Annotated in this window: 12 protein-coding genes; 3 read left to right on the forward strand and 9 right to left on the reverse strand. The window is 44.3% G+C overall.

Features of this window, described 5'->3' with window-relative positions; translation table 11 throughout:
- Positions 1–47 precede the first annotated feature (47 nt).
- The gene (locus DC487_RS05465; RefSeq protein WP_116774899.1) at positions 48–1,517 is read left to right on the forward strand and encodes a MoxR family ATPase; all 1,470 of its coding nucleotides are present in this window, start codon (positions 48–50) and stop codon (positions 1,515–1,517) included.
- On the opposite strand, the gene DC487_RS05470 is transcribed toward DC487_RS05465, so the two are convergent.
- From DC487_RS05470 to DC487_RS05510, 9 genes are all read right to left on the reverse strand, one after another.
- Positions 1,514–2,662: a PepSY-associated TM helix domain-containing protein gene (locus tag DC487_RS05470; RefSeq protein WP_116774900.1), complete on the reverse strand. Its 1,149-nt coding sequence runs from the start codon at positions 2,660–2,662 to the stop codon at positions 1,514–1,516. The two genes, DC487_RS05465 and DC487_RS05470, sit on opposite strands and share 4 nt — an antisense overlap.
- An 89-nt stretch (positions 2,663–2,751) precedes the next feature.
- Entirely contained in the window at positions 2,752–3,936 is a 1,185-nt protein-coding gene (locus DC487_RS05475; RefSeq protein WP_165799021.1) for a DUF4374 domain-containing protein, read from the reverse strand.
- A 59-nt stretch (positions 3,937–3,995) separates the two neighbouring features.
- Positions 3,996–6,404 carry a TonB-dependent receptor gene (locus DC487_RS05480; RefSeq protein ID WP_239016323.1) on the reverse strand — a complete coding sequence of 803 codons (2,409 nt, stop codon included), beginning with the start codon at positions 6,402–6,404 and terminating at the stop codon, positions 3,996–3,998.
- 82 nt (positions 6,405–6,486) lie between these two features.
- Positions 6,487–7,707 carry a hypothetical protein gene (locus DC487_RS05485; RefSeq protein WP_116774903.1) on the reverse strand — a complete coding sequence of 407 codons (1,221 nt, stop codon included), beginning with the start codon at positions 7,705–7,707 and terminating at the stop codon, positions 6,487–6,489.
- 3 nt (positions 7,708–7,710) lie between these two features.
- Positions 7,711–8,424 (reverse strand): hypothetical protein, encoded by a 714-nt coding sequence (locus DC487_RS05490; protein WP_116774904.1) that lies wholly within the window; start codon positions 8,422–8,424, stop codon positions 7,711–7,713.
- A gap of 49 nt (positions 8,425–8,473) precedes the next feature.
- Positions 8,474–8,998: an RNA polymerase sigma-70 factor gene (locus DC487_RS05495; protein WP_116774905.1), complete on the reverse strand. Its 525-nt coding sequence runs from the start codon at positions 8,996–8,998 to the stop codon at positions 8,474–8,476.
- Positions 8,999–9,064: 66 nt separating this feature from the next.
- Positions 9,065–9,283, reverse strand: a complete 219-nt coding sequence (locus tag DC487_RS05500; protein ID WP_116774906.1) for a transcriptional repressor — start codon at positions 9,281–9,283, stop codon at positions 9,065–9,067.
- A 38-nt stretch (positions 9,284–9,321) separates the two neighbouring features.
- Positions 9,322–11,682, reverse strand: a complete 2,361-nt coding sequence (locus tag DC487_RS05505; protein ID WP_116774907.1) for an outer membrane beta-barrel family protein — start codon at positions 11,680–11,682, stop codon at positions 9,322–9,324.
- 105 nt (positions 11,683–11,787) lie between these two features.
- Positions 11,788–12,843: a YncE family protein gene (locus tag DC487_RS05510; RefSeq protein ID WP_116774908.1), complete on the reverse strand. Its 1,056-nt coding sequence runs from the start codon at positions 12,841–12,843 to the stop codon at positions 11,788–11,790.
- A 249-nt stretch (positions 12,844–13,092) separates the two neighbouring features.
- On the opposite strand from DC487_RS05510, the gene DC487_RS05515 reads away from it, so the two are divergent.
- Complete coding sequence (locus DC487_RS05515; protein ID WP_116774909.1) at positions 13,093–13,470, forward strand: MauE/DoxX family redox-associated membrane protein; 378 nt, start codon at positions 13,093–13,095, stop codon at positions 13,468–13,470.
- A 298-nt stretch (positions 13,471–13,768) separates the two neighbouring features.
- On the forward strand, positions 13,769–14,590 hold the full coding sequence (locus DC487_RS05520) for an alpha/beta fold hydrolase (protein WP_116774910.1): 822 nt from the start codon (positions 13,769–13,771) through the stop codon (positions 14,588–14,590).
- Positions 14,591–14,769 lie beyond the last annotated feature (179 nt).

Genomic DNA, 14,769 nt, shown 5'->3' on the forward strand with positions numbered 1-14,769 from the left:
CGCATTAAATTGATTACAAAACACAGCGATTAAGAGATTACAGATCTATGAACTATACAGATATTACCACCTTTGGCGCGTTGAAAAACGCCAACTATACATCAAGACACATTAAGGAAGAGCTACGCCAAAATCTGATGGAGAAAATCCGTCGGGGCGAAACCGTTTTTGAAGGCGTACATGGCTATGAAGATACCGTGATCCCCGAACTAGAGCGAGCGATTCTTTCTAAACATAATATCAATTTGCTGGGTTTGCGCGGGCAGGCGAAAACGCGCTTGGCTCGTTTGATGATTAATCTTTTGGACGAATATATTCCGGTGGTTGCCGGTTCGGAGATTAATGATGATCCTTTTGATCCGATTTCGCGCTACGCCATCGAACAATTGCAAGCGCATGGTGATGATACACCGATTACGTGGCTGCATCGCAGCGAACGATTTGCAGAGAAATTAGCGACACCCGATGTCACGGTGGCCGATTTGGTTGGTGATGTGGATCCGATCAAAGCCGCAAATCTGAAACTAAATTACGCCGATGATCGCGTCATCCACTTTGGGATGATTCCACGCGCTAATCGCTGCATCTTCGTAATCAATGAACTGCCCGATTTGCAAGCGCGTATCCAAGTGGCCTTGTTCAATATCTTGCAAGAAGGCGATATTCAGATTCGTGGTTTCAAGCTACGCTTGCCATTGGATATCCAATTTATATTTACCGCCAATCCAGAAGATTATACGAACCGTGGCAGTATTGTGACGCCTTTGAAAGACCGGATTGGTTCGCAGATCCTGACGCATTATCCTACTTCCGTAGCGATTGCCAAGCGCATCACCGAACAAGAGGCTGGATTAGAGTCTGCGCAAAAGGAACAAATCTATGTACCCGAGTTGGCGCGCGATCTACTGGAGCAAATCAGCTTTGAAGCGCGTGAAAGTGATTTTATCGATGCGAAGAGCGGTGTAAGTACCCGAATGGGAATCACGGCATTTCAAAACTTACTTAGTGCGGCAGAATTGCGTTTATTGCGCACAGGCGATCAGTCGACGGCGGTTCGTTTAAGTGATTTTATGGGTATTATTCCTGCCATCACCGGCAAGGTCGAACTGGTGTACGAAGGCGAGCAGGAGGGAGCGGCGACGGTCGCCATTCAGCTGATCGAAAGTGCGGTGAAAACCTTATTCAATACCTTATTTCCGAAAGTAGAAAAATTGGAGCGCGAAAATCAGCGTTATCCGTATGATGAGATCGTGCGTTGGTTCTCCGAATCGGATGAGGGCATTCATTTATCGGACGAGTCGACTGATGCGGAATATCAAGCACAGTTGGATGAGGTAAAACCATTGCGGCAGCTGCTCACACAGTATCAGCCAGATACAAAACCCGAAGATATCTACTTCCTCAGCGAATTCTTGCTTTGGGGACTGACGCTAAACAATAAGTTGAGCAAGTACCGTTCAGGCAAAGGATCGCAGTTTGAGGACAATTTTCATGGATACCTTCGGGATAAGATTTAAGCCAATTGCGGCTTTTTAAGGCGCTTGGCGGTTGTCGGTTTTTTCTTACGCTTGTACCACCAGACATAGAAACCGGTGATCGGCAAGGTAGCGCAGATCAAGCTGGCTAAAAAGTAAATAATTTTGGTGGTCAGCCCGCCGATATAACCGGTATGCAAGCCAAAGTTGGCGCGTGAAACCCACTCGCCACCTTTGGCTTCGCTCATAGGTTTTGGATTGTTGGGCATCAGCTCCAAGGTATAGCGATTGAAGCGTAAATCGCGCCAACTACCATCAATCATGTCCGTACAGGCGTAGATTACTTCCTCATCTTCTTCTGGAATATGGATAATGACAGCATCTTTGTTGACGCTAGCAATTTCGTGTCGTACTTTATAGAAGATCGAATCGGCGATGGCAAAAGCATTTAAAGTATTTGCATTCGTTTCCGGTTTTAGGATCTCTTCGGTCTTGTTGCGCGGAGATCGTGGATAGCCGCCTGCTAGATCTACCACCGTTTTGCGCAACCAAGGAAAGGACATCATCATGGCCGTAAATGCCATTACTAACGCGATGATCAGAGAATAAAAGCCCAATACGTTATGCAAGTCATAATTGATTCTTTTCCATTTGGTTTTCCAGTTAATTGTGAAGCTTTGCTTCACCATACGTTTGTTCCAACGCTTGGGCCACCACAGGATTAATCCCGACAAAGTAATTACGAAGAACATCAGCGTTCCCCAACCCGTCACTTGTCTGCCAATATCGGTAGGTAACCATAGGTGCCGATGTCCTTCATCCATAAAATGGAAGAAATCCTCGTGATCCACTTCGGCAATGATCTGCGCATTGTATGGATTTACATACATCAGGGTATCGCCGTGGTTGATGCCAATCTTGATGGGTTTGCCATGGCCGTAATACCAGAAGCTTTCCAGTTCTTTTTCTGGATGTTCGGCTTTAATTTTTTGATAGACTACGCTCGGTGGCAATAATTCTGTCTGTTCCGAGCTGTCGGGTGAGGCGCTGTAGAGCCAAGAATATTTGATCTCTTCTTCGAATACCAAAGCACAGCCCGTAATCGACAAGATCACGACCACAATGCCCGATACTAAACCCAGCCACAGATGCAGCCAAGCGTTGATCTTTAATAGAATTTTTTTCATGCGTTCAATATCTCTTCAGGGATAATCGGTCAAAAAAATATCTTCCTGCCACATTGCAACAGGAAGATATTGAAATAGATGTAGGGAGATTATTTCAAGCGGTACAACATTGGCGTATCGCCGTCAGCACCGTCAATGCGCGCGCCACGAGTCAATTTGTCCGTTGCAGAATCGTATTCCCAGACATATACGCCATCAGCGTTAGGATCGTTCACTGCGATGTATGCTTTGCCATTGTGTACTACACCAGAGCGTGAGTTGCCTACTAATGGGAAGTCTAGTTTTTTTACGACCTGTTGCGTGTTTACATCGATGATCAAGTATTCCCACATAGCAGCATACCACCAGTCGTTGAATTCTTTGATGTTGGTTTGGGTATCGTGCGCACTGATCAACATGGCTTTACCGTTACCAATGTAAGAAACACCCAATTGGTTGTCGCCACCGCGCTGCGCGCTGATGTTGAAGAAGTAGTTAGGATCGATTTTGTCATCACCATCTTTCACACGGTATACACCTGTAGGCAATGCTGCTTTACCACCGCCTAATACCGGCATTGGAATCGTCAAGATGTACGTATAGCCATTGTCTTTGAAGTTGCTGAAGTACGAGTTACGCACAGTTCCAAGCGGTGCAGAACGCGCATCTTCACCTGTTTGTTGGAAGTTAGATAAGCTTGGGTAATCTACTGTACCGGTGTAAGATTTATCATAGTGTACTTGAGTTTCCTCGTTGTATAAGCCGTAACCGATAAACAGTTTGTTTCCTTGAGGAATCACCGAGAATACGCGTCTAGCATGTTTCTCTGGAAGACCTGTTTTGTCGAATTCACCGCTTTTCGTGACTTCCATTTTCTCCACGTCTACAACAGCATAGTAGTTGTTAGAGCGCGCACCAAACATCAATTCAGTATCGCTCAACCAGGCGTGCCATCCTAAGTACAAGCTTGGTAGTTGCGAGAAAGGGATTTCGCGGATGGTTTTCAATACGCCATCCTCAAAACGGTATTTTCCAAATTTGTTAGAATTTGGATCTACGTGGTAGATATCACGTCCTTTTTGTACCAAATTTTCTTCCCAAGTCAAAATGTCAGATACATTTGTACCTTTTCCTACTGGAGAAATTACCCCGCTCATCAAGTCTTCGATAGGCAACATATAACGACCATTGTCGGTACCGACGATCACCGCAAATTCTGGATCGACGATATCCTCTGGTGCTGGTGCATCGTCACTACAAGACGTAGCCGAAAAACTAAGAGTAGCTAAAGCCATTGCTACGGCCCAAACACTTTTTTTAGTGTGTTGTAAATTGATCATTTTAATTGTATTAATTAGTAAATATTTAAGTTGTAACGGAATTTCATAGATATAAACCGACCTGGTTTTTGCAGCTTAGAGTTGTCGTAAGCAATCACGTCGGTTAAGTTTCTGCCTTCTAAAGTGAAGTTGTACAAGCCATGCTTAATGGAGTAGGTGATACCTGCATTCTGGATCAATTGTGTCGGAATGTAGTAGTTGGTCGAGCGATCACCCAATTTGGACCAAGTGGTGGAGTATTCGTTCACGTATTGCATAAACCAATTGAACTCAATACGTGTTCCTTCGCCTAGGATGTCATTCTTCCCGATAATGAAATCGGTATTTCCATATAGCCAAGGTTTATCTGGTAGGCGGTTGCCATAGGTTACTTTCACCCGGTTTGTTCCGCGTACATATTGCTCGCGATCTACCGCGCTTTCGTAGCTGCCATTGATCGTGAACTTCAATAAGTCACCGTACGAGTACGTCATTTCCATCTCGGCACCTTCTACCTTGATACCACCGTAGTTGTAGTATTGGCTAAAACTTTCAGAAGAACCAGATACTACACCTGGAGGCGTGCGGTGAATGTAGTTATCTGCATCGCGGTAGAATATGCCTGCGGTCGCATAGATGCGGTGCCTATCATTTATCTCACCATTGTAGAATACACCCAAATTATAATTATGGCTGCTCTCTGGTACTAGACCTACGTTAGGATATACATCTACACCATTACCAAATAATTCTACGAGTGTAGGTAGGCGATAAGCGTACTCATAAGAAGCTTTTACGCCTAGACCTTTAGACAAGAAGTAGCTAGATGCTGCACCATATCCCACATAGCTTTTAGATTGGCGCGTATCGCTACCGTCTTCATTTTCTACACGGCCAGCAAAATTATAGTACTTTGCAAAAATCTGATTACGCCATTTCTTGTCGAAGAAGTCGTGCATATAATTCAGGCCTACAATATTTTTGCTAACGGTATTGTTTTGGCGATAGCTGTGATTGTATGGATCAATCTCATTATAGCTTTTACGATGATTGTTGGAGAAGGAATGCGTGAGGTTGATCGTTTGTACTGGATTAATCTCGTAATTAAATGTGCTCTGTATCAAACTATTGTAGCCATTGTAGTGCTGTATAGATTTAGTGAGGTTGATCTCGCCAGCCTCTGGGAAATAGATGTCAGGTCGGGCATCCCAACGGTACACGCGATAAGAACTCGTATCGGTTACGATAGATTTATCGTTGGCAAAGTTGGCGAAGATTGTAGCAGACAAACCGCGCGTGAATAGGTTTTCTTTGCGGTAACGTAGGCTAGGGACAATACTGTTGCTTTTTTCGAACACGTGACCATATACTTTTTGTTGCGTAGCACCAGTTTGTACTTCTCTATACACGTTATTATAGGTCAGTCCTAGTACAAATACATCGGCCCAGCTTTTGCCCGATAAGCCAGCTTCTACCTGCGTCATGTTAGAGCGGTATGCATCGTGAAAACGCTTCGCAGAAGAAAGAGTGTCAAACTTGTTCGGATTATCTGGATTGACAACCTCTAAGAACACACGTGCTTCAGGATTAGTACGCATCCGATAGTCATTGTCCGAATAGTTGAAGAACGAGTTTACATTCACATGTAAGCCTTTTTTCGGATCGGTAAAGCTACCGCTCAATGCCGCACGGTGCGTATTGAAGGAACCATAGCTATAACTCACATCAATTGATTTCCGGCGATCGCGTTTGGTAATGATATTCACCGCGCCACCCAAAGCATCCGAAGTAAGATGTGCTGGAATAACACCTTTGTATACCTCAATGCGCTCGACGATGTTGACCGGAATATTGTTGAAAGACATGCCGCTGCCATAGGCTTCGATCGGCACGCCATCGATAAAGAATTTGATGTGATTGCCCGACATCCCATTGATCGAGAACGAATAACTAGAACCCAAACCACCTTGCTCACGGATTTTGACACCGGTACTACGATTCAAGATCTGGTTGATATCGGTATTACTATTCGCGTATTGCTTCGTTTCGATCACATTTACATTGAAACCTGATTGTTGGATTTCTTTGGCTTTGCTAAGGCCTTGCACCTGTACTTGCTCGATGTTCTCGTCCGATTCTTCTAACGTAAAGTTGATGTTAGTCAGAGGAGTTGTGCCCACACGAATATTTCTTTGTTGTGTTTTGAAACCCATGAGACGGGTTTCTAAGACGTAATCCCCCGGCGCTATGGCTTGTATACTATATTTTCCAGCGGCATCGCTCTGCGTTTGCTTGCTGTCTTGATTTAGGATGCGGATTGTTGCGCCTTCTGCCCCCTGATTATTTTTTGTTTTGATTGTTCCACTTACTGTAATTCCCTGCCCGTATGACGCAGCCACTGCGACGAACATGAGGAGACAAAGTCTCCATTTCAGACCCAACATATTTTTATTTAGATTAATGACACATAAGAATGTAGCTTATGTACCATTTAACCGAAGGTCGGATAGAAAGAAAATTGATGATTTAATTCAATTTGTCCAATCGGAGTAAGTAATCGATTGGAAATTTGGGACTTAGTTTTGCAGATACTTTTCCAGATTGCAGGTCGTATCGCCATACCGTATGGTTTTCTTGCTCATCATCAATGGCAATATATAGATAGGAGCCCACTTGTACTACGTTCTCTTTACGTGTTCCCTTATCCAACGGCAAATCTAGCTTCTCCATGTTGCCGCTGGCCAGATCCACCAGAAAATATTCAAACTGGTAGACAGCGTGGTGGTTGGAGAAATCGGTGTATTTATCCGAGCGCTCGCCACGTACGATGGCCTTACCGTTACCAACATACCAGAATCCATAGGCATGATTGCCCGTCTGTGCCGAGATATTCACCATATAGGTCGTATCCACTTGGTCGGCTCCTTTTTTCTTGCGAAAGATAGCCGATGGTTGTTTGATATTGTTTCCTGCTGCAATGCCCGGTCCGCTGGTAAAATAGAAATCCCCATTTTCGGCGGTGCCACTATACGTTTGTATTGTATTGATCCCGCCGGGATAAGTGGAGCGCGGATCTTTCTGCTCCGACAGCACACGCAAGGATGCGAAATCCAAGGTGCGGTAATACATGGTATCCAGTGTGGTATATTCGTTATGTCCGAGCATTTTGCTGTACGCAAAAGCGATCCAGAGCTTATCGTTTTCATAGCGCACCAAGCCCAAGCTCAAGATGCTAAAATCATTCACCGCAGGTGGAATCGGTAATTGCGCTTCACGAATCAAGGAGAAAGTTTTAGTGTCAATCTCATAGAAACGACAGGTTTCGGTATCACCATGTACCACATTGGAAATCAGTAAAGTATCTGAGTTGTTTTTCCAATGGTATTGCTCTATATTATCATTCACTACTTTGATCGAATCCACGGCTTCCAATCCCGTCGAAGTAATCTTGTATTGGATCAGATAATCATTCTCTGGGTTTACCGAATAAATGAAACCCTTGCGCTGGATAAATTCACGGTTGAAATTAGCGTGCGGTGGCCGCACGGATGCAACACTTTGCCAGGTGCTATCCACCAATAAAAAGTTATTAACTCCTTCTTTGCTAACAAATAGGGAATAGACAGGTTCAAAATCTAGGATGGAATCGACCTGCTGATTGGAATGTTTACAGGATGTTCCGAGGCCGATAATGCTACTTGCAAGTACAACAAATAAGATCGGGGATAGTCCTGTAAATAAACGCATAGATTAGGTAAGGTGAAACTGCTTTCGGATGTGTTTTCGTAAAATAGGGGGCAAATATTCTAACTGTGATTTAGAATAAACGACCAATTCGCTGGTATCCGGATCGGTAGAGATAAAATAAACTTCTCCCTGCCGAAAATCCAGCGAGGTATTATTGTGCTTGTCGTACAGCTTAAAGTCTTTTTTGGGACTGAATAGCACATCGCCCGAAACAGCCATATTGCCAGATTGTAGGTTGATGCTGGCCGAACTGTTCTTGCTGAGTGTGAATTCGAAGGAATCTTCTTCCCACAGCATGACCGCTTTATCCGAGTTGCTGGCGTTGAAAAAATGTTCTTTATCTGCCGTAGTAGGGTAGAACCACCAACCCATTCCTAAGATAATCATTAGCGAGGCCGCGATGGCTATTAGCGCCGCAAATTTTATGGTTGGATCGTTGCTTTTAGTAGGTCTGAAGACGAGGTTATTTTCAGATCGTTCAGCGGTATGACTCTTGGTAGCTGATTCCTGCATATGCGCCGATATCTCTTGCCACAATTCCAACTCAATTAGCGAATCTTCCGTCGCGTCATCCGCTGTATAGACCTCTAGCTCATCGTCGTCATCATCGTCTAAAGATAGGGATGGACTTTCCAACCAAAGATTAACGGCAGTCGCTTCCAACTTGGTACATTGCCCGAGTGCATAGCGTTCTAATAGTTCTTTGGTTATCTTCATCTCTTCTACTTTGCAAAGATAGTACATAATTGCGAGCTGTAGGTAATACTTATTCTACCGGATACAGCCCAATTTTTAGTGCGCTCAAGGCTTTGCTAATATGGTATTCTACGGCTCGCTCGGAGATCAACAGCAGATGTGCGATTTCTTTGTTCGTCATACCTTCCTCGCGACTCATTTTAAACACATTTTTGCATTGCTTTGGCAAGGATTCTACCAAGTTATTCACCTTGTGACTGAGCTCTTTGACCTGCACTTGCTGGTCTTCGTAATCGATCTTCGTGGTGCTTAGTATGATATCGTGATGTCGTTGTTTGGTTGATTTGTTGCGCATGTATTCCATCGTTTTTAATTTGACAGAGCGGAGCAAATACCGTTCTACATCTTGGATGTTGAGGTTGTCGCGTCGTTCCCACAAGGATTTGAATATCTCCTGTACGATCTCTTTCGCATCTTCCTCATCCGCCGTCATCTTTATCGCAAAAGCAAACAAACGCTTCCAATAGCGTTCAAACAATTGCTTGAACGAATCGGTCGTGATTTGTAATAACTGCGTATGTAGATGGTTTTCCAAAGCATCGCAAATATACAGTTATTTAGATTTATTATAAATAATATTTTCATATTATCTACTTTTATTTCAAACATTGATTTTTATCGCTCTTCTACGTTCTTCATCCAGCTTCTCAGCCGTCAAGATTCCCTCGCGACAAAGCTGATTGATATTGTTGTATACTGCCGCATAGCTATAGCATTTCCTACCCGGATTGAGTTGCAGAAAGATATCGTCGGCACAAAGTGCCTTCTGTTGCTCGTGCAACAAATCCATGATTGCTTGTTGTGTCTTTGTAAATCCCATACTAAAAGCATTTAAACATTGTCTAAAATAACCCTGTACTATTCTCCAAATCGGTAGCTCAGCGATAGCATGACCTTCCGATTGTCAGGGAAGGCCGATTGCCAAATCACTAAATCACCATAGGTGCTGGTATATTGTGGATTGCCATTGCGGATCAATCCCGTTACCGCCAGTTTCAACATCGCCCGATCGTCGAGCATTTTTTTCTCGGCTGCCAGATCCACGCCATAGCGCTGATCGGTGCGCATCGCACCCGTCGTGACGCCCGAATTGTAATAACCAGCGACTTCGGCACGCAATCCCCATTTCAGGTGCAGCGTGTGGCGGCTGTTGGCCGACCAGCTTGAACCTTCCGAATCCAGAATCACACCGTCGATCTCCCCTTTGTAGTTATTATGAAAAGCATTGAGGTAATGACTGCCTGTCCACCACGGGAAAAAGGTATTGTTGTACATCACGCTGGCGCTGTAGTTTTTGAAATCGCCGATGTTGGCTGGGCGCGTCAAATTCTCGCCCGGATTGCTGCCTACGCGAGAGATCCAATTGATCACATCGTAGCCGTAGCTCATGCTCACCGTGGTAAATAGGGCATTTTTATAGCCGTGACCAATCTCACCGATATAGCTGCGCTCGGGTTTCAACTCTGGATTTCCTTCCGAATAGGTAAACGCATCTTCATAAATACGGAAAGCATTGATATCGTGATCGCCTGGGCGTTCGATGCGGCTGCTGAATGATCCGCGGATGGTATTCGCATCGTTGATATGATACAATAAGAACCCGTTCGGGAATAAGTCAAAATAACGTTGTTTGCTGATATCGTTCAGTGTCACCTGATTGGCCTTGATAAAGGTATATTCTCCGCGCAAACCAGCTTGATATTCGAATCGGTTGAATTTTCCAGAATACATCGCATAAGCCGCTTGGATATGCTGCGTGTATTGGAATTGATTAGAGGTATTGGCATCCCGTAGCCAGCTTGTGCCACTCAAGGTATCATTGCGCACATCGTTATTTATAAAGAAATAGGTGGCTTTCCAACCCAATTCCAACTTGCCCAGATCACTGAATGGTTTGCTGTAATCCAACCGTCCAGCGTAAGTCGTGTTGCTCAGATCTTGTACGTTCGTGCGTGCTGTGGTGTTGTTGGTATTCGTTTGCAGATTGGCGATATCTGTACGAAAGCTATTGTTATACGCATTGGTATGCGGGGCATAATCGAAGTTGATTTTTAAAAAGTGATCCTCGCCTTCGTATTTATTGACGTAGTTGATGTTGAAGGTGAGATTGTTAAATGTTTCGTCAAACTGATTGTTTGTCGCCGCTGTCTGTGTAGTGCTGCCTGTTGCGTTGCTCGTGATCATATCGATCAGCGATTTGCTGATGAAGCGCCCGCGCATCCAGTGAAAGCTGGCATCGAGCACACCGCCATCGTTAAATTCATAACTCGCGCCCGTGCGCAGGCTGTGAAACTTGCCCGGATCCAGTTCTTTCGTTTCTTTCTGCTTCTGCAAGGTCTGCAAAGCACCATTGTTGAAAAACTGACGCTCTACCAAGGTGCTATCTTCCGATTGTTCGCGCCCAATGGATCCATTGGCGTACATATTCCAGCCATTTACTTTGTAGTGGACGCCACCGCCAACTGTTCCTTGCGATCGTCTGCTTTGCGAACCACGCACAAATACATCACCACCAAAACCACTGCGTTTGTTGCGCTTGGTCACGATGTTAATGATGCCTGCCGTTCCGGCCGCATCTTCACGCGCAGATGGATTGCTCATCAATTCCAGTTTGGCCACATCGGCCGCTTGCATACCGCGCAGCATGCTGGCCAGTTGCGCTCCAGTCAGGTAGGTTTCGCGTCCGTCGATGCGCACATTCGCACCCGCTCGGCCTTGAATCGAAAAATTACCTTTTCCGTCAGACACGATTCCCGGCGTTTTTTCCAACAATTCCAGCGCATTATTTCCTTCACTCAATACCGATCCTTCTACATCAACCACCAGTTTATCGGCATATTGCCGAATGGCGGGCTGCCGTCCGCTCACGGATACGACGGCGATTTCGGTAAGGTCGCCATGCAGATAGATATCATCCAGCAGACGCTGTTCGCCTGGAGTCAGCATCATTTCGGCAGATACATATTCGGCGAAGCCTAATGCCTGCACACGGACTACAAATGTGCCTTTTTGCGTGATTTGAAGTTGATAGGTACCTTCTGCATTTGTTTTTTGCGAACTTACTAATGTGCTATCCGGCGAGCGCAGCAGCCTAATGGAAACATCGGACTGTGGCGTGCCATCAGCGGATAATACGCGTCCTTTGATGCTGGTTTGCGCATACAAGTTGGCGCCTAAAAGTAGAAAAAGAAAGAAGAGTAATCGTGTTTGTAAAGTCATGTTGCGGCATGATACGATCCTCCGCTTCCGCGAAGGAAGCAGAGGACAATATCGGTGATGTATGGTTTGGATGTATAGTTTGACGGTGTGTAGATGATAGCGATGCTATCCTCTTTTATAGTTTATTTTCATGACGGTATTGCCATTTTCTACTGGTTCGCCGTTTCTGCCGGCCTCTTTGTTGGTCACGTAGATCGTACCGGTTTTTTGATCCAGGCTAATGGTGTTTGGCAATCCTTCGGTCGGGATGCGTTCGATTACTTTGTAGGTTTTGGCATCAATGATGGCCACTTCTTGTTTCGAGCGATTGGCAGTATAGATCAGTTCATTGGCTGCATCGTACGCCAAACCGATCGGCGAGGTGTCATAGCCCAAGTATACTTTGTCTACGATGTTTCCGGTATTTCCGTCTACCACGGTGATATTATTGTCGTTGGACTGGCTCACGAATAGGCGGTTTGCTTTCAAGTCCAATGCGATATTCATCGGGCAGTACGACCAAGTTTGGAAGCTCTTTTCCATTTCGCCCGTCGCGGTATTGAATACCAAAATATTGCCTTTCATATCTTGGCCGTCGGTGCCATAGACACGTTGCCGTTGGCTATCTACATTTAAGCCTAGCAAATAGGCTTTGTCGTGGCTCAATGATTTTTCATGCTTATTCGTCTTGCCATCTACTTGCCAGATAGACGGATTGCCATGATCCGAAACGTAGATTTTGTTGGTGCTTTCATCCACGACTAGTTCGCGGATTTTGGATTTGGCGTGCGCACTTGGTATCAGGGTTTGCTTTTTAGACTGGATATCGATGGCGCTAATGGCATTTTGTAGGGAATGACCGACATAAAGCGTTTGCGTTTTGTTGTTGAGCGCAATGCCGAATGGCAAGTTTTTGCCAACCGAGATCGAGTCGGTGATGCGCAGATCGCCGCCGTCCAATTCGTAGATAAAGTTTTCCGCTTCGCGGTTAAATCCTTTTTTTGGTCCGGCTACATAGACTTTATGGTTGGTGGGGTTGTATACGAGTTGATATACTTCGTTGGGCAATTTTTGGGTATGCGCAATCTCGTAATTCATATCGGGCATATCTTGTTCTTGGCCCAATGCGATTAGGCCTTGCAAGGCAAATGCACATAGGAAAAGGGTAGTTCTTTTATTCATCGTGTAATTTTTTGTTGTTATGACAGCAATTTTTACCGCCTTCTTATAAGAGAGTTGCTTAAATGGGAGCTTACCGAAGGCTTATTTAGAAAAGTTCTTAAATATATAGGATGGGAGCCAAGTGACTACCCCGTACGGTAGCGTTACTGAAGGTGCTAAAGCTGTCTTAAGACAAGAAATGCAGTAGCGAAGAAAAATTATAAATATCTATGCTACATTTGTTTATAAAATCATATAAATACCATCATTATGAAAATCGTAAAATTCATCCTCAGCTTACTGTTCGGTCTGCTATTTATCAATGCGGGACTGGATAAATTTCTACACTATATGCCTATGCCGGAGCCAACTCCGCAGGATTTAGAAATATTTCAAGCAATCGAAAAACTACAGTGGATCATGCCTTTGGTGGGTTTGGTGGAGATTATTGGCGGTCTGCTATTTATTTTTCCAAAAACCCGAGCTATTGGAGCTATTGTGATACTGCCGGTTATGGTGGGTATTGTGCTGCATAATTATACATTCATGCCAAGTGGCTTAGCGATTGCTATTCCTCTTTTGTTGATTAATATCTGGATGATCGTAGATCACCGCACACGTTTTATGCAGCTTTTGGCTAAAAACTAGCGAAATATATTTGGAGAAGCTGCCAGCCAGGATAGGTCGGGCAGCTTCTCTTATTTGCGTCTAGTAACTTTCCAATATGCTGTTTTTTTTGGTGTTTTTGATGATTGATGCCTATGTTTTGCCTGCGCTCCGCTAACATTTCCCCTCTTATATTGCGATCTCTTTAATTTATTTATAAAATAAATTATTTCTTGAAAATTATTTTTAACTTCATTTTGGTTATATGGGTTTTGTGAATCAGTTCTGGTTTACCACTTTCTGTCGCAACAAATAGTTATACACACTTAAAACTAAAAAAATGAGCTTATTAAAATTAAGAGACGGTGCAGAGCTTTATTACAAAGATCTGGGCGAAGGGCAACCTATTGTTTTTCATCATGGATGGCCATTATCTTCGGATGATTGGGAAGCACAAATGTTTTTCTTTTTACAAAACGGCTATCGCGTCATCGCACACGATAGAAGAGGGCATGGTCGCTCTAGTCAGACTGCGAAAGGCCATGAAATGGAAACGTATGCAGCTGATGTCGCGGAATTGACTGCTTTTTTGGACTTGAAAGATGCGATCCATGTAGGGCATTCGACTGGCGGCGGTGAGGTAATCCGTTATGTACACCAATATGGTAAAGACCGCGTGGCAAAAGCAGTGCTAGTTAGTGCCGTGCCGCCAATCATGCTACAAAGTGAAAAGAATCCAGACGGGTTACCAATCAGCGTGTTTGATGATATTAGGGAGCAGGTGCGGACAAACAGAAGCCAGTTTTACATCGATTTTACGTTTCCTTTTTACGGTTACAACAGAGCAGGTGCTGCTGTAAATGAAGGTATTCAAAGAAACTGGTGGCGGATGGGCATGATGGGAAGCATGGTAGCGCATTACGAATGTGTAAAAGCATTTTCTGAGACCGATTTTACCGAAGATCTGAAAGCGGTGGATATTCCTGTATTGGTATTGCATGGTGAAGATGACCAAATCGTACCTTACCAAAATGCAGGTGTAAAATCGGTCGAATTATTGAAACATGGTCAGTTAATCACGTATCCGGGTTTTCCGCACGGCATGCCGACGACAGAGGCTGAAACGATCGGTAAAGATATTTTAGCGTTTATCCGATCGTAGTTGCAAGCAGCAGTGTTGGATGGTTGTTGCACTATTTTGGAATGAGGATATGGCGTCTTCCCGCTTCTGTATTCCTCCTAATGATCTTGATTGCAGTATAGTATTCTTTAAGAAATATTTTATTTCTCCTGAATTATTATTATATTCATGCTAATTATAATAGCGACAACTTAGTTGGA

Origin of the sequence: Sphingobacterium corticibacter (assembly GCF_003076635.1) — a bacterium.
Classification (GTDB): domain Bacteria; phylum Bacteroidota; class Bacteroidia; order Sphingobacteriales; family Sphingobacteriaceae; genus Sphingobacterium; species Sphingobacterium corticibacter.